The following is a 24,467-nucleotide window of genomic DNA, read 5'->3' as shown; positions in this document are numbered from 1 at the left end:
TATGACAAAAATGACCCATAAAGGTAAAAAAATATCACAAAAAAAATAATCATATTAAATTTCAAATAGATCATTTCTCATACAGCAAATTAAAGTTGAAATATTGCAATGTAAAATAAAGTGTTGTTTCATACGCTCATCCTTCCACATCACCATAAGGAGAGTTTTAGACATACTTTAGATGTGACAGAAGAAACATGAAGGCTTGTTCCTTGTTTTAGAGGCGTCCTAAGCTACTGCGATTTTTGACAAGAAAGGGTGAATCAAGTGGAATAACGTGAAAAAAATCAAATATAAAGATTTAAGTTCTATATATCCGTTCAACTCATCATCTAATGAATTGTATTTTAAAGATAATTAATTGATATCTCTTAGTTAAGCTATCAAAATATATAAACAAAAAGCAGCCAAAGCTGCTTAGTTTTTTAGGTTAAATTAGCAAAATTTTAAAGTACCATAACAGTTTGGGGTAAATTTTTGAGTCGCTAGCTCTAAATTCGTCAGGGCCATTTGTGGTCGGGTTGCATTGATTAAATTCACCGTCCCTACAGGGACTGTATCCCCCAAAAGACAATTTGCCGCACCCAGTGGTCCACAATCAATCGGATGATCGTTCAAATACTGAGATACTTGTGAAAATGCTTCATTAAGCGTCGCTTTAGGAATATCAACATTAAATACAGGTTGAATGAAACCAATATCGATCGGATTACTAAACTCAAGCCACCAGCCATTTTGCGAAACAGATTTATTATTACTCCACTGGATATTCTGTGACTGTAAAGAAAGTGACGCTGCTGTACCATTTAGATTCGCCTTGTGGAAATAACCTAAATCTTCACTGATCGCGACATCAACTAGCAAATTCTGAATCGTACCAGTGACCTGTTTATCCAGATTCAGTCCCATTGCCTTCGCTACAATGTTTCCGCTTAAATCAATATCACGGACTGCGGCTGTAGCAGTTAAATTGGCACTGGTAATCCGCTTTCCAGTAATCGGTTGCTGACCTATAGCTAAATCCCCTTTTAAAATATTACTGCCTGTGGCTTTATCCCGAAGATTGAGCGCATAATCCGTAGTTTCAAAATCAATCGTGGGTATACAAAGAAGAGGTGTAGAGCATATCTTGCCAGTAATCGGATTATAACCATCAGATTGATTTAACGTGTTTCTGTCTGGCTCTCCTGACACCTGACTTGTTCCAAATCCATTTACATTGGCAATACCCGTTGTGGCTGCAATTTCCATATAACCACTGAGTGAGTTAATACCTGTCTTAGTGGGCCCATTCTCAAGACCAAAGGTAATTAAACCCAAAGCCTTCTCGGCACTTAAATTTAGTCCAACAATTTGACGGGTTGAAGCTTTATCTGGATTCTTGACTGCAAATTCAATGAATGGATTGGTTAAAACCGCTGATGAGCCAGCACGTGCTGCGCGATCAGCCGCACTATCGGTATTAGAGGTTTCAGAATTACCTAAACCACTCAGACTGAGGTAATCAATATCGATATCACAGCCACCTGCTCCATTGGTACCACCACAACCTAACTGAAGCTTTTTAATATTGACGTTCAACTCCATTTCAGCTTCCAATCCCAATTTATAGAAACCGATAGTTTTGTCTCCGCCATCTCGCAACGCTTCTTTATTGGCCAAATCAGTGGGAGCAATATACGAAAAACTCATCAATGCCTGACCTGTGGTTGCAGAGAGTTCCGTATCCGTCATGCTTTTTAATGTACCGGCTGTGGCATAAGCAAAATTTACGTATGAACTACCTAACAAAAGCATAGCTAAATGAAGAGATTTAAACTGTCGCATGACCGACCTCCATGTTTAAAACATCCATATTTGTTTATTTTTATAATGTTTTATCTCAGCTACAGACAGTTTTCTAATTTATATCCACACTGTGAACGGCGATAAAACAAAGCATTTTTCTAATTATATTTTAAAATAAATTAAATACAAGTTTAATTTATCTAAACAATTTAGGCCAAACATATACAGCTTATTTAAATACATCACATAAAAAAAGCTCACCATAGTTTATATGATGAGCTTTTTTTTAAATCTAATAATCAGGTCTTCGGCAAAGTCACACCAGTTTGACCTTGGTATTTACCACCACGATCCTTATATGAAGTTTCACATACTTCATCACTTTCAAAGAACAACATTTGCGCAACACCCTCACCTGCGTAAATACGTGCTGGCAAGTTGGTCGTATTCGAGAATTCCAGAGTAACGTGACCTTCCCACTCAGGTTCTAACGGGGTCACGTTTACAATAATACCGCAACGTGCATAGGTTGATTTGCCAAGGCAAACGGTTAATACGTTGCGTGGAATACGGAAATATTCAATGGTACGTGCCAAGGCAAACGAGTTTGGCGGAATGATACACACATCAGATTCGATATCGATAAAGCTTTTATCATCAAAGTTCTTAGGGTCAACAATGGCTGAGTGCACATTGGTAAACACTTTGAACTCACGCGCACAACGGACATCATAGCCATAGCTCGATACCCCGTAAGAAATCAACTTTTCACCGTTTTTATCAAAACGAACTTGATTTTCCGCATAAGGTTCAATCATGCCGTGTTTTTCGCTCATTTCACGAATCCAACGATCAGATTTTATAGCCATGACTTTTTATCCAAAGACGAAGTTAATAATTGGCGAGTACTTTAACTTAAAATGCTATTAATGAAAACAACACCTCTCATGCGTTCGCTTCAATAGAGGCGGGAATGTTATAAATTGTTGAGCGCTGAATAACTAATTGGAATCGCAAAGCTGACCAGCACCACACAGGCGGTACGTTGCAGTTTCGCTTGAGAGAGCCAGTTTACCTTCTTGCTTGCCAGCATTGCACCGACTGAAATCCAGAATAAAGCAATCGGAAGGATTAAAGCCACAAATGTCCCCATATGAGCCAGGTAAATGTCCTGACTTTTCCAGGCAGCAGCAGGGAAAATGGCTGAAGCAAACAGTAAAGCCTTAGGATTGAGCAAGGTTGCGCAGAGGAGTTCTTTAGGGCGAATGGTCGGCTGGTTTAAAACCACATCCTGATTCGCCGTACGCCATAACTTGATGGCAAGAAAAATAATATAAGCCGCACTCATTAATTTCAAAAACGTGGGTAATAAAGGAAAAGTGGCCGATACTTTACCAATCAACATCCCCCAAGCCGTAATGGCAATAATATAGCCGACCGCTTCCGCTGGAATAAGCAGTAAAGATTTACGTAATCCGACCTGAATCCCTGAAGATGCAAGTAAGGTATTAGTTGGGCCTGGTGTCAGCAGAATGGTGATTACTAAACCAATAAAAAACCATGAAATCATTGAATGACCTCACTATGAGAGATTTTCAGATTAATCCAATTACTCAGCTATAGCAAAAAAATAACTGTAAGGACTTATGACGAAAATCCTTATAAGCTTTTATTTTATTTATGTTTTTAAAATTACAAGTAGTACCAACTGCACAGTCACAGGCAGATGCCTGAGTATTTAAGATTCAAATTCTGGAGATGGCTTGATAAGTGCCCCCGCTACCCCCAGATAAATGGAGACATGATTTTAAGTTTTTGCTAAGTAATTAATGTTATTTTATAAGCTGTTTCCCCTCCTATCTCTTATTCGCTCCACATGATTTATGCCTAAGCAATTTTTTCATAAGTGGCTACCTTCTTCGGAAAAAGTCGCTCGACTAAAATTTATGAAGATTTTTGGTGAACGCACCTTAAATCCACTGCTTTGGTATGTAAATCGCCGTTCTATTGCAAAAGCCATGTTTATTGGCACCTTCTGGGGCATTTTACCGGTTCCGTTTCATAGCGTGTTTATTATCCTGACCGTGCTACTGTTTGAAGTGAACTTGCCGATTGGATTATGCATGGCATGGTTAACCAATCCCTTTACGGTTGTACCGATTCTTTATTTAGGATTCTGGTTCGGTAGCAAGATTTATCACGTCAATATGATTAATAAAGACATGTTGCTTGGTGTTCTGCATCAGATTCTAAACTGGATCAAAAATTTTGGGCATGGACATATTGATTTTAGCCTTGCCAAGATTCTGGTTTCAGGGCTGATAATTGAAGCGATTTTATTTGCGGTTTTATTTTATGCAGCGACACACTTACTCTGGCGTTGGAGTGTGATTCGAAGCTGGAGAAATCGTGAAAAAGGGAGAAAAGAAGAAACCATCTAAATGATTTCTTCTTAACAAGAATACTTATTTCGCTGCGGCTTTGGCCTTCATATATTGTTCTGCCACATCGAGTGCATATTCCTGACATGCTTCACCTGTGGCAGGGTCATAGGTACCATTATTGGTAATGTTATTGGATAACACACGGATCCCCAAGAATGGCACATTGAATTGATGGGCAATCTGGGCCACTGAAGCTGCTTCCATCTCTTCTACCGAAGTCCCATAAACCGTATGGAACTGCTTGATACGATCAAGCTCGTTATTCCAGGTATCTGCCGAACCAATCGTACCTTCCACCACTTGTCCTTTGCTGTAATTTGGTTTTGCCTTGTAAGCAGCAAGCAAGAGTTCTTTGTCACCTTCAAATTTACGGATCGCAATTGGCTCAGGATTAGACTCATCATCAGGTAAGACATCAAAGGCTTCATTCCACTCTAAAGCATTTGAACCACCACCAAGGGGTTTATTAGGTGTTTTAAATGCACCGATATTGGTGGTGTATTTACCTAACACAATATCAAATACATGCAGATCTGGATCATGACCACCGGCTGTGCCCTGATTGATAATTGCAATCGGTTTGTAATGTTGAATTGCAAGTGCAGTGGCAGCAGCAGAATTACTCATGCCCATCCGCGTCTTGGAAATCACCACAGGATAACCCTTATAGGTACCCTTCCAGAACTTCCATTCCCCAATCATTTCTACAGTCGCATTCTCTAACTGAGCAGCCATTTTTTCCGACTCGACAGGTAATGCCCCCTGAATCACGATCGGCTGGAGTTTCGCTTGTTCTTGAGGTTGAGTCGAATTTGAGTTGCTATCACCATTACATGCAGCTAAAAAAAGCGTCGTACATAGCGTGGCAATACCGATAAAAGATTTGAATTGCATCATTCACCTGTCTTAAAAAAAGAAAGTCTATACAAAGCAAGTTATGTACCTACTTTGTTTTTAAAAGTGAGTTGAGGAATGGTCTAGATCAAAAGTTGATTTCGATTAGAAAGCAAAAACCCAACATTTGCGTGTTGGGTTTTCGGTGGGCTTAGAAAATTCGTTTATCGTCTTTCTGGCGCTTTGGCAGCTTATCCATTTGTTGCAACACGGCCTGGGCAATATTGAGATAGCTTTCGGCGGCGGTATCCTTCGCGATTACACTTGGTGTGCCCTGATCGGCATGCTCACGGATTTTCGCATCTAAAGGTAAGCGTCCCAGTAATGGAATCTGGTATTGCGTTGACAATTGATCGCCACCGCCTGTACCAAAAATCTGCTCTTCGTGTCCGCAATTCGAGCAAATATGGGTCGACATATTTTCAATCACACCCAACACAGGAATATTCACTTTATTGAATAGCTCAATGCCTTTGGTCGCATCCATTAACGCCACATTTTGTGGGGTGGTGACAATCACCGCACCCGTGACCGGAATACGTTGTGCCAAGGTCAATTGAATATCGCCAGTACCAGGCGGCATATCGATCACCAGCACATCCAGATCAGGCCATAAGGTCTGGTTAAATAACTGCATCAATGCACCGGTAGCTTTGGGTCCACGCCATGCCACAGGCGTATTGTGCTCACCGATTAAATGACCAATCGACAGTACGGCCATGCCATAGGCATCTAAAGGTACAAAGTGTTCACTTTCAATCAGTGGGGTTTTACCGGCATTGCCCAACATGGTTGGAATACTTGGGCCATAGATATCGGCATCCAGCACACCTACTTTTAGGCCGAGCTGTTGTAGTGCAAGTGCAAGGTTTACTGTGGTGGTTGATTTACCCACACCGCCTTTACCTGATGACACCAGAATCACATTTTGAATACGGGGATGAGCAGCAACATCGCGCTGTTGCGGTGCCGCTTTTTGAATCGGCGGATTATTAGGATCTGCTTCTGCCTGAGGTGAAGCATCCATCACAGGCGGTAAATTGCTATTTTCTGCTTTTGGTTTGGATGAGCAGCTGTGACCTGCCTCACCATGCGCCGCATGTTTTTGCTGAATAATATGTAGATTTAATTCCTGAATGCCGCATTTTTCCAATGCTTCTGCAAGTTCGTCATGAATCTGTTGCAAGTGATCTTTTTCTTGGGGAAAGGTATTAATGGTCAGCTGTAAAATACGACCTTGTACATTGACCTGACTAATCCGATCTTTGAGCGCATTATCTGAATGCGGTAATACATAACTTTGTAGAACTGTTTGAATCTCGTCTTCCTTCACTTCTTGCGCTGGTGAAAAAACAGATTTTAAGGAAGAAAGCCACGACATTTTGTTTACTCCAAAAACAGATCAACATAGCATTGAGTTCGCTTAGTTTAGCAGTATTGAACAATTGACGCTCCTCTCAAAGCAGATAATTGCTCATTTTTTATAGCAACTTTTCTGCTTTAGATTTCTCTGCCCGACAATACACTTTTTTTGTTAGAAAAAGCTTAGATCGAACAATGCTAGACTGAATATTCAGTCTCATGTCGCCCAGACATTTTTAAACCTCTTTAAATAAAAAAATCCCCAAACATAGCGTAGATATGTTTGGGGAAGTCTTTCATCCTATTCGCAGATTAAAGGTATTAACCTTTGAATTTATTGATGGTATCCGTTGCGGCTTTCTTTAAATCATCCAGCTTGTGACTGGCCTGAGCTTTAAGATCATCAAATTTTGCTGCAGCTTCATCTTTCAATTCAGCGGCTTTGGCTTTGGCATCATCCAGTTTATGGCTGGCTTCTTCTTTCAAGTGGTCAAATTTGTCTTGAACCGCATGCTGGGTATCTTCCAGTTTTGCTTTGATATCATCCACTTTGCTCGAAGCCGCTTCTTTACCTTCAGCATTTTTTTCAGAAACATCTTTCTTTAAATCATCAACGGCTTTTTCGCCTTTCAACTTCAGTTCTGCGGCAGAATGTTTTAAGTCATCAATTGCCTTTTCACCTTGTAGCTGAGTTTCTTTTGCTTTGTGTTTTAAATCATCGCCCAATTCAGCGGCTTGGTTTTTTAATTCATCAAGTTTTTCATTTGTCATGGTATTTCCTCACTATAGGTAAAAAACATATTGTTTGGAGCAATCTTAGTTATACCGCGTTTAACGCTATTTTTTGCTGAGCGCTGCAAATTGAAACAATTGAAATACAGGAAGATTCAAAACAATGCTGAATGATAAATTATTTTATTATCAGATATAAAAAGCATATAAATGAATAACATCCTGCCTAGCGAACAAAATTCTTGGCTAATATCTCATAGAGCACGTGCCAACTGAGTGGATGATCTTTGGCTATAGCGGGATGCTGAAATTCACCAACTTTATTCATGTTTAATTTATGCATGACTCTTTGCGATTTCGCATTGTCCAAGGTAGTAAAGGCCACCACTTTATCCAGCTTTAACTGCTCAAAAGCAAATGCAAGCGCAGCTTGGGCAGCTTCAGGCGCATAACCCTGTCCCCAATAAGCCTGATCGAGTCGCCAACCGATTTCCACACACGGAGAAAATGAAAATTGTGTCGGTTGATCATGCAACCCGGTAAAGCCAATAAATTGCTGGTTATGTTTTAACTCAACCGCCCAGAACCCCCAGCCTTGCGTGTCGATAATTGATTTCATGCGCTCAATCAAGGCATCACTTTCTGCCCGTGTCAGCAGGTTTGGAAAATACTGCATTACTTGAGGATTGATACTCATGGCTGCAAAGGCTTCATTATCCTCTGCTCGCCATTGTCTGAGACGTAATCTGGCTGTTTCGATCATTTTTAGAACCAATAAATGTGTATTAAAAACTATTAACAATATAAGGAGATAGATCGGATATACTGCTGAAAATATCTCAATCATAGACCTTGTCGTCAAAATTGCCTATATGAATGAAAATGAACTTCTAGAAATTCAACAGGAACTTCAGGCCCAAGAAAAACGCTTGAAGTACATTGTTTCAAGTAAAAGAAGAATCCAGAATATGATTCTGTCTTTTGAAAAGGATTTGGCTGAACAGTTAATTCCGGTTATTGATCACATCAGTGATGATAAAGCGCCGGTTGAGAGCAGTTTGGCGCTGACCATTTGCTGGAAATTTTCGAAAGCCGAGTTTCCTAAAACGGAACATTGGTGCAGCGAACTGAGCATTACTGACCTTGAAATCAAAGATCAATTTACTGTGGTGTTAAAAGCACAGGCATGGTTAGGCACATTGGGCAGTGATGAGCTTTGGCAAACGCCGATGTTTGCTGAGATTACACTTGATCCGAAAACGGACGGCTTAAAAAGCTATTTCATCCATTTCCTGTCTAAAGGAAAAGTCATTTCGTTAAGGAAGAACTCCAAGCACAGCATCACAGTCAAGCAAATGCAAAGTATGTAATCCTTCGGGATGCATACTTTTTTCTCAACTCAATAATCAAAAATTCATAGATAAAACTATTCAAAATCGAATATGAATAAAGAAGAACTTACACTGCAAAAACAAGAAGATGAGAGGTATGCAAAGTGGTCAAAATATGTTTACTCCAGCAAAAGAAGAATTCAACGTAGAGTCTTGGCTATAGAGCGTGATATTGCCCACACTATTCTTCAATTCAAGACAAATAAACCAAGCGAAGACTTAGAAGCCTTGATTGCTTTTTTAAGTTGCTGGAAATTTTCTAAAGTAAATTTTGGTCAAAATACATTTTGGTGCGATGCAATCTATTTTGATGAATTTACAATGAAAGATGATCGTACTTTTATATTTAGTGGACATGCTTGGATCGGCTTTACTGAGAATACAGAGAAACAATGGCAAGTACCCTGTTCAGGTTATTTCATCGTCAATCGCCATCACAGTAAACTCAAAAGTTATAAGCTTTATTTTGATCACGAAAACCAAATTATTAGCTTAATTAAAATGAGTTAACTCAAAACACGTTTAAAAGACGAATGCAGGCCCAAATTGTCTCCGAACCTAGCTTGAAAAGATTTCACTGAATCCCTTGTGCAAGTCGGGGTCAAGTCATGTAAAATCATCTGCCTTGCAAATACGAATGAGAGAACAATATCCGTGCGTAAAATTTTAGTCACCAATGCCCTACCTTATGCCAATGGTCCTATCCATATGGGTCACTTACTCGGTTATATCCAAGCAGATATTTGGGTTCGTGCAATGCGTGCAATGGGCCATGATGTGACTTATGTATGTGCGGATGATGCTCACGGTACCGCGATCATGCTGCGTGCTGAAGCCAATGGCATTAGCCCGGAACAGCAAATTGCCAATGTTCAGAAAGAACATATCCGTGACTTTGATGGTTTTGGCGTACATTTCGATCACTATGATTCAACCAACAGTGATGAAAACAAAGCGCGTTCAGAAGAAATTTATATTAAAAACCGTGAAGCAGGCAATATTGCAATTCGTCCTGTTACCCAGTTATTCGACCCTGAAAAAGGCATGTTCCTGTCTGACCGTTTCATTAAAGGCACATGCCCGAAATGTAAAGCGGAAGATCAATACGGTGATGCCTGTGAAGTGTGCGGTACAACCTATAATGCCACTGAACTGGAAAACCCACGTTCAACCTTAAGTGGTGCCACCCCTGTTGAAAAATCATCAGATCACTACTTCTTTAAACTTCCGAATTTTGCAGAATACTTACAGAAATGGACCCGTGACCAAGGTCGTCTGCCAGTTTCAATTGCCAATAAATTAGACGAATGGTTTGAAGCAGGCTTATCGGATTGGGATATTTCGCGTGATGCGCCTTATTTTGGTTTTGAAATTCCAGATGCGCCAAACAAATATTTCTATGTTTGGGTCGATGCGCCGATTGGTTATATGTCGAGTTTTGAAAACTACATCAAAACTAAACGCCCTGATCTCAGCTTCGATGATTTCTGGAAAAAAGACAGCGATAAAGAAGTTTATCACTTCATCGGTAAAGACATTGTTTACTTCCATGCCCTGTTCTGGCCGGCAATGCTTGAAGGTGCCAACTACCGTACCCCATCAGGTTTATTCGTGAATGGTTTCTTGACGGTGAATGGTCAGAAGATGTCGAAATCTCGTGGGACCTTCATTAAAGCTGAAACCTATTTAGAACATTTGAATCCTGAATATCTACGTTATTACTTTGCATCTAAGCTGTCTGACAAAGTTGAAGATTCAGATTTGAATCTGGATGACTTCGTTCAGAAGGTGAATTCTGACCTTGTGGGTAAAGTGGTGAATATTGCCAGTCGTTGTGCAAAATTCATTAACAGCAACTTCAATAATACCTTGTCGAATACATGTGCAGAATCTGAACTGGTGCAAAGCTTTATTGATGCAGGTGATTCAATCGCACAAGCCTATGAAGCACGTGAATTCTCGGCTGCGATCCGTGAAATCATGGCATTGGCTGACCGCGCCAATCAGTATATCGATGAGAAAAAACCGTGGGCACTTGCGAAGCAAGAAGGTCAGGAACAGCAAGTTCATGATGTGTGCTCGGTAGGTATTAACCTGTTCCGTCAACTTGCGATTTACTTGGCTCCTGTATTGCCAACGCTTGCTGCACAGGTTCAAGCCTTCTTACAACTTGAAAGCTTCGACTTTGCATCACGTCAGCAGATCTTGGTTGGACATGAAATTGCGCAATTCCAACCATTGATGCAGCGTGTTGATGCCAAAGCTGTGGCTGCAATGGTGGATGCATCTAAAGATTCTTTAGCTGCGGCGGCGGAAGTGCCAAAAGCAGAGAAGAAAAAAGAAAAGAAATCCGAGAAGAAGCCTGAGCCAAAAGTAGGTGAAGCTGACATCATTGGTATTGAAGACTTCATGAAAATTGATCTTCGTGTGGCAAAAGTATTGGAAGCTGCAACAGTTGAAGGTTCTGATAAATTGCTGCAATTGACTTTAGATGTCGGTGAAGCTGAACCGCGTAATGTGTTTAGTGGCATTCGTGAGTTTTATCAGCCAGAAGATCTAAAAGACAAATTAGTGGTGATGGTGGCTAACCTTGCACCGCGTAAAATGCGTTTTGGTATTTCTAACGGTATGGTTCTTGCCGCTGGTAATGGCGAAGGGGTTTGGGTGATTTCACCTGAATCTGGAGCAAAACCAGGCGATAAAGTGTCTTAATTTATAAAATATCAAGGGTTTCTTCGGAAGCCCTTTTATATTATTTTTAATTAAATCAAATAAAGCTCAAAATGAATAAAAACAACTCAGAAACAACCACATTTACACGTTATGGTTCAACTATTGGAACATTTATCATTGTAATCAGTTTCCATATCTTGATTTATCTAGACCATCCAATCCGTTTTTTACAAAGTCTAATCACACCCAGTATAGTTATTCCTATGCTTTGCTTAATGTTAATTGCGATCGCAGTCGGATATGTTGTTGGCTACATTCCTGCCTATATTACGGGTGAGTTATTTTTACATATATTCAAAGATAAGTTAGTAAATGCAAATCTATACCAAGCCATCGCTTATGGTTGTTTTACCAGTTTATTATGGGCGCCTCTTTTATTGCTACTTTCACAATTTTCTCACGAATGGTTGCTGACTTTTTTATATCTACAATTTGTTTTAATCCTGCCAATTACGACTATTTGTGCCGTTATTGAATGGAAAAAATCAAAATAATAGTTAATACTTTTAATCAAATAAATTCTCTCAAACTAAATACAAGTTGTACCTTTCTTCCAGCCCAAGCGTAACTACAAACAATAAAGCAATCGGAGATTATAGTATTTCTTCGATAATGATTATTCTCTTTTAAAGAATAGATATCCGTGCTAAAAAGTAGACAATTCAACTAAAATTGAGAATATTTATAAATGAAAAAAATAGCCCTACTTCTTTCTATCTCATTCTTGAGCAGCATCCCTTTACTGAGCCATGCAGAAACAAGCAAAACCCTGCCGATCATTGAACAACAAAAACAGGTAGCAGGCTTCTATCAACACCAAGTGGGTGATGTGCAAATCACTGCCCTGCTCGATGGCACTAACTTTATGTCACCAAGCCTGTTTAAAGATATTTCACCGCAACAAGTCCAACATATCCTGAAAAAATACTACGCAGACCAAGACAAAGGAGTGCAAACCTCCATCAATGCTTTCCTCGTCAATACAAGAAAATCATTGGTACTCGTCGATAGCGGCGCAGCCAGTTGCTTTGGCCCACACTTAGGTTCAATCCTGAAAAATCTGGTCGCTTCAGGCTACAAACCTGAACAAATCGATACCATTTTACTCACACATTTACACCCTGATCATGTCTGTGGCATCAGTAAAGATGGCGTTGCCAATTTCCCCAATGCAACCGTATATGTCTCCAATGATGAAGCCAATTACTGGTTAGATCCCAAACAGGCAGCCAAGCTTCCAAAAGACAAACAAGCGGGCTATGAAGGAACTGTGAAGCAAATTAAACAGGCGATTACTCCTTACCAAGCCAAGCAACGCTTTAAAACTTATAAAATTGGTGATGACATTCAGGGTTTTAAAGTCATTAACACGGCGGGACATACTCCAGGCCACTTTAGTTATGAACTCAAAAGCAAAGGCGAAAGCGTAGTGTTTATTGGCGATATCGTACATTCACATACCGTGCAATTTGATCAACCTAAAACTGCGATTGAATACGATATTGATCCGAAAAAAGCAGTGGCAACCCGTTTAAAACAGTTTGCTGATTTCGCTAAAAATGGCCAAACCATTGCTGCACCACATTTACCTTTCCCAGGAATGGGGCATATTTATTCAGCAGATGGTAAGAGCTATCAATGGATTCCAGTGCATTTTAAAGATTAAGCTGAATAAGTGGATTCTAGACAATAAAAAAGCGACCTTCGTGGTCGCTTTTTCTGCTGTATTATTTCATTCCAAAAATCAGCTTTAATCCCAACAGCGTCATCACGCCACCTGCGATACGGTCAAACACAGATTTGGATTTTAAATAGACTTTGCGTGGCCCTTCTGCTGACAGGGCAACCGCCACCAGCGAATACCAACCTGCGTCAATAAAGAAGCACAACATCGGTAACACCACATAGTAATAGCTTGGGATGTCTTTCGGTAATAAGGCCGTGAAAATACTGGCCAAGATAATGGCAATTTTCGGATTACTGAGCTGGGTAATTAACCCTAAACGAAAGGCTTGTGCATAGCTCATCTGATTCACAGTACCATTGACTGCTTCCATTGGCTCTTTGGCATGTTTGATAATTTTATACGCCAGCCAAAGTAAATATAGGCCACCAAATACTTTTAAAGCGATATACGCAGAAGGCACCGCCAATAAAATTGCCTGTAAGCCCATGACTGCCAGCAAACCAAACAAGGCTGCCCCCGTGCCTGTACCTAAAGCGGTAAATAGGCCATGTTTACGTGAAATCGCAATTGAATTCTTCGCCACATAAATAAATGTAGGGCCCGGGCTAATTGCACCCAACATTAAGGCCAACGCAATTGAGCCTAAAATCAATAACGATTCCAAGATAACCTCTAGATTAGAATAATTTTCAAGCAATGATTTTACTTAAAAACAGGATCAAGGTGATAGATAAATTTTGAGTTGCCCTCTTATTTTTCACGCTTGAATACAATATTTTTGAGCCTATACCTTTTATATAAAACTTAAGCCCGACTCAAAACCAGATACATCACTTCACTACGAAATGAGCCATCCGCCTGAATCTGATAATAATGGCGCGTCTGATCGGAAGCTTTGTGCTGTAAATGCCGTATGGTCTGGACTGCATAATCAGGCGTTTGCATCCGTTCTGTCCAGCTCTGAAACTCTAACTCTAAATGCTGTTTTTCAACACATTCGATTCGAAATCCTGCACATTCAGCAAAGTGCATCCATTCTTGCAAACTATAATTACGCACATGACTTGGATCGCGAATCGTTTCAATCGTCTGAAAAAAGGTATCCATGACAGGATTCGAATTTCCCAAAATATCTACCATAATCACCTTGCCTTGTGGCGCCAATACACGGCGAATTTCCGCCATCGCCTGTGCGACATTGTTCCAGTGATGCGCTGAATAACGGCTAATGACGCAATCAAAACTTTGATCGGCAAAAGGCAGTGCCTCGGCAGCCCCTTGTACGGCCATGACATGATCAAAGCCCTTTTGCTGGGCCTGCTGAGCCACCAGTTCGACCATCGATGGCGTTAAGTCATAGGCAGTCACCTGCTCTACAAAAGGTGCAACCTGGTAACTGACATGCCCACCGCCACAGCCCAAATCCAGTACTATTTTAAATTGATGTGCCTGAATCAACTGCTGCATTTTCTGAAATTCAATTCCCTGCGCATGCACGCTACTGGTTAAATAGGCCTGAGATTTATCCTGATATTGCTGTTGATTGACTTGATGCTGGGTGGTCATATTCTTATCCTTGCTGTGCCTGATTGCCTTTACAATAAACAGACACAAACAAAAATAAAAATGATCAATTTTAATTTTATTAATAAAAATAAGTTATTAATTTAATCCGATTAAACTCGCCGCGACATTGATCGCAACCGCCAGAATCACGGTATTAAAGATAAAGGCCAGTACACAATGAAAGATATTTAAGTGTCTGAGTGCAGAACTGGTAATCGACACATCTGCTGTCTGAGCCGAGGTACCAATGATGTAGCTGAAATAAATAAAATCCAGATAGTCGGGTTGATCTGTTTTAGGAAAGTCCAGTCCTGCTTCTTCATGTCGACTTTTGGCCAGATAATAGTCATGGGCATAGTGAATCGCAAATAAAGTATGCAGTAATAACCAGGTTGAAAATATGGTGCCGATGGTCAGTAGAATCAAGGCGCTTTTTAAAATAGGAAAATCTTTCGGCACATGACTAAGCTGTACCACAATTGAAATAAAACAGACCACAATCGCAATCAATACCACCGTGAGGATCACCCACTTGCCTTCATCCTGTTGCCGGGCACGTTTTAAAATGTGTGTTGCATCCAGATGCCACATCATTTTCAGGGTCAGAAACAAATACAGCCATATGGCAATATTCCAGCCTAACTGCAAACAGGTGGCCCATTTCCAGTCGGTAAAAAAGTGCAATGCCGCATAGATCAGCAACCCCAGACTAAAAGTTGCGGACAGGTAAGGACGATGTTTTATCCCTCTCGCAAAACGCTGTACAAATCCTTGCATGCTTCACCTGATTGTATTTTTTATTCATGATTCATTTCACTTTATTTTTTAACACTGTATGCACTTGGAAAAATATCTTCTACGATGGATTTTACCGAAAATAAACAAAATAAATTTTCGCTACATATTTACTTCGGACAAAAATGTCCGTTTAATTCACATTATATCTTCCACGAGTCTTGGTCATGGCAAAACGTCAGCAATTGGCGGCTCACAATCGTGATGAACTCCTCAACGCCGCAGAGGAAATTTTCCGCAAGCAAGGGGTTCATGTGCCTTTACAGGCCATCATTGATCATGCCGGTGTGGGACGGGCAACTTTTTATCGTAATTTTGCTGATCGTAAAGCCTTGATTGCAGCTTTGCTGGAACGGGCCATCACTCGTCTGGAGCAGAAGGCCAAAGAATTACGGGTCTTTAATGATGGCTTTATCCGTTTAATCGAAGGTCATATCGAACAGATTCCACAGCTGGTGGTGCTGATTGATTACTGGCGCATCATTGATCGCCAAGACCCAATCATGCTAAACATTTATGAACGACGGGATAAAGCATTACAACCGCTGATTGATCAGGCGATCCAACACCAGTTATGTCGTGCTGATCTTACCCCTCAAGATTTTGGTATGATCACCGCGATTTTGGGGTCCTCCTTTCAGGGACATCAGGCGAGCGACCAGCTACGGCTGGCGAAACGCGCAATAGAATTATTATTAAACGGCATTAAAGTGTAGTTCGAGGAAGAATATGGATAAAAACCCTCGCTATCTAGAGACTCCTCCGGATTGGTCTGCAGACGAGCGTCCAACCTTACCTGGCTCGCCTGCAGCGATTGCACATGCTCGCCCGAAACGTTTCGCCTACTTTGTTATTGGCCTGCTGATCTGTATTGCTGCCAGTCTCAGTAATGGCTTTATTGTTGCCAATTTACCGATTTTTCAGGGGGAATATGGATTAACCGCTTCACAAGCGGCCTGGCTCCCTGCAGCCTATGTCATGGCCAATGTCAGTTCAAACCTGATCCTGTTTAAGGCCCGTCAGCAATATGGCTTGCGCCTGTTTTCAGAAATCGGGTTACTGGTTTTTATTGGCGTACTGATTCTGCACATCTTTGTCAAAACCTATGAAATGGCGCTTTTTGTCCGTTTTATTGCGGGTCTGGCCGCAGCCCCCCTCAGCTCGCTCGGCATGTATTACACCATGCAGGCCTTTGGCAAGGCCGATATGGCTAAAGGTATTTATCTGGCTTTTGGCTTTCAGCAATTGGGATTGCCATTGGCCTGGATTATTTCACCGTTCCTCCTCAGTGCAAACCAGTGGGATGTGATTTATACCTTTGAGCTGGGTCTGGCCATTTGCTGTTTTGCCATGGTGGTATCGCTCAAATTGCCACGCAGCTTGCGTCTGGAAGTGTTCGAGAAGCAGGACTTCTTTACCTTTGCCCTGTTGGCACCCGGCTTTGCCTGTCTGTGTATCGTGCTCACCCAAGGACCAATTCTATGGTGGTTCGATAGTCCGTGGCTGGCTTATACCTTGATCGTTGGCTTCTGTCTGATTGTGTTGGGTCTCACCTACGAACATTACCGGACCAATCCGCTAATCATGACCCGTTGGCTGGCGGCGGGTGATTTACTCAGTTTTGTGGTCAGTGCTTTTGCATTACGCCTGCTGATGTCAGAGCAAAGTTATGCGGCCGTGAATTTCCTGAAGACCATGGGCATGGGGCCAGACCAGTTCGTGCCGTTATATGTGGTGATCTTTTGCGGAACCATTGCCGGTTCGGTTTTTAGTGCACTGACCTTCCACCGTGAACGATTAATTTTAAATTTATTCCTTGCTGAAATCCTGATTCTGATTGCCTGTGCACTGGATTATCACCTGACCAGTGATGTACGCCCGGCCAATTTCTATCGTAGTCAGTTTTTAGTGAGCTTTGCCGGTGGTGTGTTTATTGGGCCACTGTTGCTGATGGGCTTTATGCGGACCTTGCAACGCGGGCCGCAATATGTGGTGACCTTTATTGTCCTGTTCTCAGCCACACAAAACTTTGGTGGTCTGGTCGGTTCATCGTTCTTTAATACCTACCAGCAACACCATACCTATGATTATAAAGTCGAGATCAACAGCAATCTTGACCCGACCGACCCATTGGTGGCCCAACGCCTACAGGCTTATCAGCGCAGTGCCATGGCGAGTACCAATGATTCGGTCCTGCAAAATAATCAGGCCTTGCAGAACCTAAACAAAGTAGTAACCCGCGAAGCACAGGTTCGTGCCTATAACGATGTGATTGTCTTAAATGGCATTTTTGCTGTGGTTTTACTGCTATGGGGCTTATTTAAATATGTGCGTAACAAGTACATGACCCGAAAAAATCTGCAAGCAGCCAGTTAACCCTGATGGTATTTGATTGAGAAAACATTATGTCTGAACAAGATAAACCAGAAAACACCAATGCTCAGAACAACGGGCAAAACCAGACGGTTCCAGCGGAAAAGGCGCCAGAAGCGGTAGCTCAAATGCCACCGCCTCCACCACCGCCAACCAGTAAGCTGATCAAGACCAAGCGTTCAACCTTATGGTGGATGCTGCTGGTGCTTATTGTCGGGATCACGATTATTTTATGGGCATGGCGAATCGGGCCATTTCACACGGCGATTGAGCAGACCGACAACAGCTATGTGAAAGGTAAAACCACCATTCTTTCCTCACAGATTAATGGTTACATCAAGGATGTGCTGGTCAAGGACTTTGATCATGTCAAACAGGGTCAGGTACTCATGCATATCGATGCAACCACCTATGACCAGAAAGTGACTCAAGCTGTCTCTGGTGTAGAGCAGGCACAAAATAGCCTGGCCAACCAGACGCAGGCCATTGCCCAGCGTCAGGCCGATGTGGTTGCGGCGCAGGCCAAAATGGATCAGGTCAAGGCACAATACGATTTATCCGTCGCGCAACTCAAACGCTACCAACAACTTGGCGATAGTGGTGCGGCATCAAAATCAGAACAGGATAAAGCAGCAGCCGATGCACAAAATAACCTTGCCTTGCTGAAACAGGCCCAAGCCAACATTCAGGTCGCGCAAGAAGCCTTAAAAACAGCGCAAGTGGCCCAAGCCGGTTTAAAGGCTCAGGTCAATAGTGCACAGGCACAACTGGATCAGGCCAATACCACCAAGGATTACAGTACCATTGTGGCGCCGCTAGATGGTCAACTGGGCGAAGTCAATCCACGCGTGGGCCAGTACGTTGCTGCCGGTACACAATTGCTGTATTTAATTCCGCAACAAACCTGGGTGATTGCCAACTTTAAGGAAACCCAAATTGCCAATATGAAAATTGGTCAAAAAGCCTCTTTCACGGTAGACGCCCTGAATCATCAGAAGTTTACTGGGCAAGTCGAACAGATCTCGCCTGCAGCTGGCTCAGAATTCAGTGTGTTAAAGCCTGACAATGCAACGGGTAATTTCACCAAGGTGGTACAACGTATTGCGGTGCGGATCACCGTAGATCCGAATCAGCAAGGCATAGAAAATTTACGTCCCGGGATGTCGGTGATTACTTCGGTAGATACCAGTTCCTAAACGATACTGACATTCTCAATCAAATCCATTTACAATGTGGTCAAATTTATTGCTCTTATTCGAAAATGTTTGATCACATTGCTTTTCCCACTTCCTATCAAACATTAGCGCTTCCCGGTACGGTCCAACTGACCATTAAGCGTCTGGACCAGATTCATCCCTACATTTCAGGCAATAAGTTTTTTAAGCTCAAATACAACCTGCTTGCCGCACAGCAACAAGGTTTGACACAAGTACTGACCTTTGGTGGTGCATTCTCCAACCACATTGCAGCAACCGCTTATGCTGCCCAGCACTTCGGTTTGCAAAGTATTGGCATGATTCGGGGTGAAGAGCTGGCTTTGCAAGCCTTAAACCCTACCCTACAAACTGCACAAGATTTGGGTATGCAGCTGCATTTTGTGAGTCGGGCCGAATATCGGCTGCGCCATGAAGCCGCGTATTTACAGCAATTACAACAGCGCTATCCGCAAGCATTGATTATTCCAGAAGGAGGCACTAATGCACTGGCGCTACAAGGGACACAGGAAATCTTAACTGAAGATGACCGCGAAAATTATGATGTGATTTGCTGTGCAGTCGGCACCGGTGGAACCATTGCAGGGCTGATTGAAAGCAGTTCCGATCGACAGCATGTACTGGGCTTTTCTGCCTTAAAAGGGAATTTTCTAAAACAAGACATTCAACAATGGACCAATAAACAGAACTGGTCTTTAACTGATGCCTATTGTTGTGGTGGCTATGCCAAAACCAATCCAGCACTCCTGCACTTTATGCAACAGTTTGAACAGCAATACCGAATTCCTTTGGAACAGGTCTATACCGCCAAAATGATGATGGGTCTGTTTGACCTGATGCAAAGCCAGCATTTCCCACAACATACCCGTATTCTGGCGATTCACACAGGGGGTTTACAAGGAAAATTGAAAACATACTAAAAGCTGCATAAATCTTTTATAATTGCCCGCTTTTCCGCTCTTGAGTATTTCTCCCATGATTCATCAAGTTGATGTTGTTGTTTTAGGTGCAGGTGCATCAGGCTTGATGTTGGCTGCAGAAGCAGGCAAACGTGGGCGCTCGGTTGCTGTACTGGAAAAAGCCAATAAAGTCGGTAAGAAGATTTTGATGTCTGGTGGCGGTAAATGCAACTTTACCAATCTGGAGGTCGAACCTGCGAACTATCTTTCTGAAAATCCGCATTTCGTCATTTCTGCCCTGACCCGTTATACCAACTGGGATTTTATTGGTCTGGTATGCGAATACGGGATTGAATATGAAGAACGCAAGCACGGTCAGCTGTTTACCTTGAAAGGATCAAAAGAAATCCTGGAACTGTTACTGGCAGAATGTGCGAAAGCCAAGCGTGTACAGATTCAGACGCATTGCGAAGTCCTGCAAGTCAAGGCACAAGCAGAATCTGGTTTTAGCATTGAAACCAGTCAAGGGACTTATCAGTGTGAATCGCTGGTGGTTGCCACAGGCGGCTTGTCTATTCCGACTTTAGGCGGTTCAGGTTTTGGTTATGAGCTGGCACAGCAGTTCGGGCATCATGTTTACCCGACCCGTGCAGGTCTGGTTCCGTTTACCTTCTCTGACCAGTTTAAAGAAGTAACGACACGTCTAAGTGGTAATGCACTGGATGCAACGCTAATGAATGAGCGTCATCAATTTACCGAAGCCTTACTGTTTACCCATCGCGGACTTAGCGGCCCAAGTTCCTTGCAACTTTCCAACTACTGGCATGTCGGTGAAAGCTTTAAAATTGATTTCTTCCCAAGTCAGGACTTTGCTGAATTTTTCAAGGTCAAGAAAAAATCTCAACCCAAAGTGCTGCTACGGACCCTACTTAGTGAATTTACCGCCAAAAGTATCGTGCTGGAATTGCAGCAATTGATCTGGGCAGAGCAAAGTGAAACTGCGATTGGCAATATCAGCGACTTGCAACTGGAACAGATTGCAGCACAACTCCATGCCTTCTCGGTCAAACCTTCTGGAACCGAAGGTTATCGCACCGCAGAGGTAACGCTTGGTGGTGTCGACACCAGCGAAGTTTCATCCAAAACCATGGAAAGTAAAAAACAGAAAGGTCTCTATTTTATTGGCGAAGTACTGGATGTGACCGGACACTTGGGTGGTTATAACTTCCAGTGGGCATGGTCATCTGCACAGGCAGCAGCCCAATTCGTTTAAATAGGGTTTTGACGCAAACCACCTGCTTTTTCAGATGAATCAATACTTAATGTTGTTCATCTGAAGAATTAGCGGCTTCTGACGAAGGCATTTTCTGTGTTTTTTGCATTGACTTGTCTTTGCTTGGGCTTGATTTCGCCACCACAAATTTGTAGGCACTCGCCAAAAAACCGACAGTAATACCTGCAATAATAACTGGTGCAAATACACGATTTGGCCTCTTCATTCTGTTCTCCTATCGACTTTTTATTGAGAGACTAGGGCGACTTGCTCTATAAATGAATTGCTTTTTAGGCCAAATTTTACTTCGACCACCTCAAATGCCCCATCCATACTTTCGACATCACTCCGGATTTAAGTCATTTCCCATTCGGCGATATTAAGAAGCTTATGTCTTAATGTTGCTGATCTGGTTATAACCAAAGGGCCTTACTACTCTTAAAAACAAAACGACCACCCTGCTTAGAGTGGTCGAATTGCTAAAAAAAATCAAAGATTATTTTTTACGACTCATCCGAATATGGTGGAGTCGGTGGAGTTGAGTTATCCGGAGTATTTGGTGACACTGGTGTTGGGCTCACCGGATTAGTCGATGAAGCAGGTGTCGGACTCACAGGATTAGTCGATGAAGTAGATGTCGGACTCACAGGATTAGTCGATGAAGTAGATGTCGGACTCACAGGATTAACTGGAGACACTGGCGTTGGAGTCATAACATTGTTTGATCCAGCATCATCTTTGTGCAATGGGTTCGGTTGCTTCCCTTCTGTTTTTGCCTTGTCTAATAAATCACTTAACAGACGCTCTGCTGGCTGGCGACCACCTAAACCGAACGCCAGAGCAAAGGCAACTGCAACTGCACCCAGGGTTAAACCAAATGCCAGATTGACGATGGAATCGGCAATACCCATTGCTCTTAAGCCCATCGCAATCACAAGGCCCATAATTAAGACACGGACCAGATTACCTAACCAGCGTGAGCTATTATATTCACCGCGCTGAACCACATTGGCAACAACATTCGCTAGCCAGAAGCCAATCACCAGAATTACCGCACCCAGCAGGATACTTGCACCGAACTGGATGAACATGGCAATCAGCACACTCACCTGTTCCAGACCCAAACGGTCAGCCGCTTCTGACACCGCAAACAGCATGGTGAAGAAAACGATCAGATAACCGACAATGTCAGAAACACGTGTTTGACCTAGAAAACGCTGTAGATCGAGTTTCGCCGGGATTTCATCAACGCCTGCACCTGAAATCAGTTCAGCCACCAAGCGTCCAACAAAACGTGAAACGATATAAGCTACGATTAGAATCAGACCTGCTGCAATAATTTGTGGAATTGCATGCATGATTTCATTCAGCATTGAGGTTGCCGGTTGCGAAATCGCCTCAATACCCAATGCTTCAAATGCCACAATTAAAGTGGTAATAATAATGACCGCAAAAACAAACGATCCTAAAAATTTCGAGACATTTGAATTTTTAAATAGACCGACTTTTTCAGCCTGAGCCTGTAAACCGAAGCTATTACTGAGACCTTCCACAATGCCACGGACAATCTTTGCAAGAATATATCCGACAAAGATAATCACGCCTGTAATAAACAGATTCGGTAAATAAGCCACTGCTTCATTGACCATGTTCTGTACAGGAATCAGTAGACCTGTTAAACCCAGGATTGATAGCACAATCGGCAAGAACAGTAATAAAACCAACCAGTAGAAAATTTCGGCAATATTGCTACTCAGTGAACTGACACCCACCTCACCACTGAGTTTCTCATCCAGCTGGGTTCTTGCCAGAACATTGGTCAAGCCTGCACGTACCAGACGGGCAACGATCCAGCCGATAAAGCCGACTGCAACTGCAGCAAACAGATTCGGGATAAAGGCCAGAATACGCCCGACCATATTGCTGAATGGATCACTTACACCACTAATATTTAAAACATTTAATGCACCCACGACCGCCAGAATCATGATAAACCAGAACACCAGCTTGGAAATAAGATTCTCAATATTTGGGGTACGTCCAGTTGCAGACGACAATTTATGATTGGTATCAAGTTTTTGCAGTAATTTTTTCACGCCGGCAGCAATCAGCAAGGCGATAATCCAGCCCACCAGCAGGATCACGATTGCAGCTAAAATAGGGTGAAATTGATCCCAATAATACATTGCGTCAAATCCTCCACGGTTGGAGGGGTCATTAAAAAAATCATTCATGTTGTTATCCTTATGTTGTGTTTTTCAGTTTTGGTCTAAACCACCCATGCTTGCTCTATGAACTAAGAACATGATTTATGGATGCTTCCACCATAATTTTTGTCTATTTTCCAATCAATAAATGGCAGCACTAATACAACAAAAAGTGCGCAAAATATTGCAAAAAAGCTCATTGATTCACACCAATGAGCTTTTTGAAGAATTAATTCTCGGTCTTAAAATATGCTTGTCTAAGCATTCAGTACTGCCGACTGCATTTGTGACAAGATCACTTGCGCAGTTGGATTGGCCGAATGGTCAGCAACCATATAAACAAGTAATGCAACTAGAAAGATTCCCACTAGAATCAAAATATAAACGGGTAATCTTCTCTTTTTGGTAACTTCTTCTTTGCTCGCCACATGGGGTTGTGGCTTACTAAAATCATGCATGATAGCAGCCCTCTTCCTTATTACTTTTCAATATTTATATTAGCAATCCCCTATGTAGCATTGTGTGAAGAAGCTTCGGACTATCGTTGCGCCAGTTGCAGAACTCTACTTTTTTTATTTTATTTTTTGTTTAAAATATAGTCGGCTTTAGCGGACAACAAAAATAAGCTATACTATCCAGTCCCGTTTTTTAAATGTTTTGCTTTATGTTCTATAGCCAACAAAGCGTTTCTCTTGATTTGGACACTGATGTTACGCATCAATGTTTTTTACATCACACGCGCGATGAACATTTGATTGGCATTATTGAATTTAATAAGCCAAGCTATATCCTGAAATGGGGAGATCTGGAATATTTTCGTCGCCGTACAGAAGAGTTTTCGGTGATGCCCCTGCCTGACTGTATCAATGCCATGATCATTGATATTCGTAATGTACAGCCTTTCCTCGACAATGAAGTACCCATTTTACCTTGGCGCCTGCTTGAAGAAGATTGTCCAGTCCGTTTGGTCGTTCCCCAAGAACGCCTGGAGCACTATATCGGGTTATTTGAACCGACCTGGTTAACTACAGATGTAGACACCGCGATTCAAGAAATTCGTGAATTTATGGATATGTTTGTCCATTAATTTTGTATTTAATTTATGCTCT

At 42.0% G+C, this 24,467-nt stretch carries 25 protein-coding genes; 12 read left to right on the top strand and 13 right to left on the bottom strand.

The window, feature by feature from the left end; genetic code table 11:
• Positions 1-435 precede the first annotated feature (435 nt).
• The 3 genes from JO943_RS15545 to JO943_RS15535 all read right to left on the bottom strand — a co-directional run bounded on the left by JO943_RS15545 (position 436) and on the right by JO943_RS15535 (position 3,358).
• Entirely contained in the window at positions 436-1,827 is a 1,392-nt protein-coding gene (locus JO943_RS15545; protein ID WP_202741252.1) for a hypothetical protein, read from the bottom strand.
• Between the two features lie 260 nt (positions 1,828-2,087).
• The gene (dcd, locus tag JO943_RS15540; protein WP_002120290.1) at positions 2,088-2,657 is read right to left on the bottom strand and encodes a dCTP deaminase; all 570 of its coding nucleotides are present in this window, start codon (positions 2,655-2,657) and stop codon (positions 2,088-2,090) included.
• A gap of 107 nt (positions 2,658-2,764) precedes the next feature.
• Complete coding sequence (locus JO943_RS15535; RefSeq protein ID WP_199974425.1) at positions 2,765-3,358, bottom strand: LysE family translocator; 594 nt, start codon at positions 3,356-3,358, stop codon at positions 2,765-2,767.
• A 313-nt stretch (positions 3,359-3,671) separates the two neighbouring features.
• Here JO943_RS15535 and JO943_RS15530 point away from each other — a divergent pair, with 313 nt between their 5' ends.
• Positions 3,672-4,229 (top strand): DUF2062 domain-containing protein, encoded by a 558-nt coding sequence (locus JO943_RS15530; RefSeq protein ID WP_199974427.1) that lies wholly within the window; start codon positions 3,672-3,674, stop codon positions 4,227-4,229.
• Between the two features lie 24 nt (positions 4,230-4,253).
• Here JO943_RS15530 and JO943_RS15525 read toward each other — a convergent pair whose 3' ends face one another.
• The 4 genes from JO943_RS15525 to JO943_RS15510 all read right to left on the bottom strand — a co-directional run bounded on the left by JO943_RS15525 (position 4,254) and on the right by JO943_RS15510 (position 7,983).
• The gene (locus JO943_RS15525) at positions 4,254-5,129 is read right to left on the bottom strand and encodes a 5'-methylthioadenosine/S-adenosylhomocysteine nucleosidase (protein ID WP_199974429.1); all 876 of its coding nucleotides are present in this window, start codon (positions 5,127-5,129) and stop codon (positions 4,254-4,256) included.
• A gap of 148 nt (positions 5,130-5,277) precedes the next feature.
• Positions 5,278-6,507 (bottom strand): iron-sulfur cluster carrier protein ApbC, encoded by a 1,230-nt coding sequence (apbC, locus tag JO943_RS15520; protein WP_202741251.1) that lies wholly within the window; start codon positions 6,505-6,507, stop codon positions 5,278-5,280.
• A 302-nt stretch (positions 6,508-6,809) separates the two neighbouring features.
• A complete protein-coding gene (locus JO943_RS15515; RefSeq protein WP_005228953.1) occupies positions 6,810-7,259 on the bottom strand; it encodes a hypothetical protein in 450 nt (149 codons plus the stop codon).
• 187 nt (positions 7,260-7,446) lie between these two features.
• Positions 7,447-7,983: a GNAT family N-acetyltransferase gene (locus tag JO943_RS15510; RefSeq protein WP_202741250.1), complete on the bottom strand. Its 537-nt coding sequence runs from the start codon at positions 7,981-7,983 to the stop codon at positions 7,447-7,449.
• 109 nt (positions 7,984-8,092) lie between these two features.
• Here JO943_RS15510 and JO943_RS15505 point away from each other — a divergent pair, with 109 nt between their 5' ends.
• From JO943_RS15505 to JO943_RS15485, 5 genes are all read left to right on the top strand, one after another.
• Positions 8,093-8,590: a hypothetical protein gene (locus JO943_RS15505; RefSeq protein ID WP_005283714.1), complete on the top strand. Its 498-nt coding sequence runs from the start codon at positions 8,093-8,095 to the stop codon at positions 8,588-8,590.
• A gap of 72 nt (positions 8,591-8,662) precedes the next feature.
• On the top strand, positions 8,663-9,121 hold the full coding sequence (locus JO943_RS15500) for a hypothetical protein (RefSeq protein ID WP_202741249.1): 459 nt from the start codon (positions 8,663-8,665) through the stop codon (positions 9,119-9,121).
• 144 nt (positions 9,122-9,265) lie between these two features.
• On the top strand, positions 9,266-11,323 hold the full coding sequence (gene metG / locus JO943_RS15495; protein ID WP_005228949.1) for a methionine--tRNA ligase: 2,058 nt from the start codon (positions 9,266-9,268) through the stop codon (positions 11,321-11,323).
• 71 nt (positions 11,324-11,394) lie between these two features.
• On the top strand, positions 11,395-11,838 hold the full coding sequence (locus JO943_RS15490) for a hypothetical protein (protein ID WP_032868049.1): 444 nt from the start codon (positions 11,395-11,397) through the stop codon (positions 11,836-11,838).
• 194 nt (positions 11,839-12,032) lie between these two features.
• Entirely contained in the window at positions 12,033-13,010 is a 978-nt protein-coding gene (locus JO943_RS15485; RefSeq protein WP_202741248.1) for an MBL fold metallo-hydrolase, read from the top strand.
• Positions 13,011-13,071: 61 nt separating this feature from the next.
• Here JO943_RS15485 and JO943_RS15480 read toward each other — a convergent pair whose 3' ends face one another.
• The 3 genes from JO943_RS15480 to JO943_RS15470 form a co-directional block, all read right to left on the bottom strand.
• Complete coding sequence (locus JO943_RS15480) at positions 13,072-13,695, bottom strand: LysE family translocator (RefSeq protein ID WP_005228946.1); 624 nt, start codon at positions 13,693-13,695, stop codon at positions 13,072-13,074.
• A 140-nt stretch (positions 13,696-13,835) separates the two neighbouring features.
• Complete coding sequence (locus tag JO943_RS15475) at positions 13,836-14,597, bottom strand: class I SAM-dependent methyltransferase (RefSeq protein ID WP_202741247.1); 762 nt, start codon at positions 14,595-14,597, stop codon at positions 13,836-13,838.
• Between the two features lie 96 nt (positions 14,598-14,693).
• Positions 14,694-15,374: a DUF1345 domain-containing protein gene (locus JO943_RS15470; protein WP_202741246.1), complete on the bottom strand. Its 681-nt coding sequence runs from the start codon at positions 15,372-15,374 to the stop codon at positions 14,694-14,696.
• 185 nt (positions 15,375-15,559) lie between these two features.
• Between JO943_RS15470 and JO943_RS15465 the strand changes: the two genes are divergently transcribed.
• The 5 genes from JO943_RS15465 to JO943_RS15445 all read left to right on the top strand — a co-directional run bounded on the left by JO943_RS15465 (position 15,560) and on the right by JO943_RS15445 (position 21,151).
• Positions 15,560-16,108: a TetR/AcrR family transcriptional regulator gene (locus JO943_RS15465; RefSeq protein WP_005228943.1), complete on the top strand. Its 549-nt coding sequence runs from the start codon at positions 15,560-15,562 to the stop codon at positions 16,106-16,108.
• 13 nt (positions 16,109-16,121) lie between these two features.
• On the top strand, positions 16,122-17,768 hold the full coding sequence (locus tag JO943_RS15460; RefSeq protein WP_202741245.1) for an MFS transporter: 1,647 nt from the start codon (positions 16,122-16,124) through the stop codon (positions 17,766-17,768).
• 125 nt (positions 17,769-17,893) lie between these two features.
• The gene (locus JO943_RS15455; RefSeq protein WP_228131918.1) at positions 17,894-18,961 is read left to right on the top strand and encodes an HlyD family secretion protein; all 1,068 of its coding nucleotides are present in this window, start codon (positions 17,894-17,896) and stop codon (positions 18,959-18,961) included.
• A 65-nt stretch (positions 18,962-19,026) separates the two neighbouring features.
• Complete coding sequence (locus JO943_RS15450; RefSeq protein WP_202741244.1) at positions 19,027-19,899, top strand: 1-aminocyclopropane-1-carboxylate deaminase/D-cysteine desulfhydrase; 873 nt, start codon at positions 19,027-19,029, stop codon at positions 19,897-19,899.
• A gap of 55 nt (positions 19,900-19,954) precedes the next feature.
• Positions 19,955-21,151 (top strand): NAD(P)/FAD-dependent oxidoreductase, encoded by a 1,197-nt coding sequence (locus tag JO943_RS15445; protein ID WP_199974461.1) that lies wholly within the window; start codon positions 19,955-19,957, stop codon positions 21,149-21,151.
• Between the two features lie 46 nt (positions 21,152-21,197).
• Here the strand turns inward: JO943_RS15445 and JO943_RS15440 are convergent, their stop codons facing one another.
• The 3 genes from JO943_RS15440 to JO943_RS15430 all read right to left on the bottom strand — a co-directional run bounded on the left by JO943_RS15440 (position 21,198) and on the right by JO943_RS15430 (position 23,816).
• Entirely contained in the window at positions 21,198-21,377 is a 180-nt protein-coding gene (locus JO943_RS15440) for a hypothetical protein (protein WP_005228938.1), read from the bottom strand.
• A gap of 277 nt (positions 21,378-21,654) precedes the next feature.
• On the bottom strand, positions 21,655-23,385 hold the full coding sequence (locus JO943_RS15435; protein WP_199974463.1) for a mechanosensitive ion channel: 1,731 nt from the start codon (positions 23,383-23,385) through the stop codon (positions 21,655-21,657).
• Positions 23,386-23,615: 230 nt separating this feature from the next.
• Positions 23,616-23,816, bottom strand: coding sequence for a hypothetical protein (locus JO943_RS15430; RefSeq protein WP_005228936.1), 201 nt, complete (start codon positions 23,814-23,816; stop codon positions 23,616-23,618).
• A 206-nt stretch (positions 23,817-24,022) separates the two neighbouring features.
• On the opposite strand from JO943_RS15430, the gene JO943_RS15425 reads away from it, so the two are divergent.
• Complete coding sequence (locus tag JO943_RS15425; RefSeq protein WP_005283679.1) at positions 24,023-24,445, top strand: hypothetical protein; 423 nt, start codon at positions 24,023-24,025, stop codon at positions 24,443-24,445.
• The last annotated feature ends 22 nt before the right edge of the window (positions 24,446-24,467 follow it).

This window comes from Acinetobacter sp. 'aerobic (ED)', assembly GCF_904886855.1.
In the GTDB taxonomy this organism is placed as follows: domain Bacteria; phylum Pseudomonadota; class Gammaproteobacteria; order Pseudomonadales; family Moraxellaceae; genus Acinetobacter; species Acinetobacter courvalinii.
The sequence above is the reverse complement of the archived record's forward strand: the minus strand, read 5'-3'. Positions and strand labels throughout refer to the sequence as shown.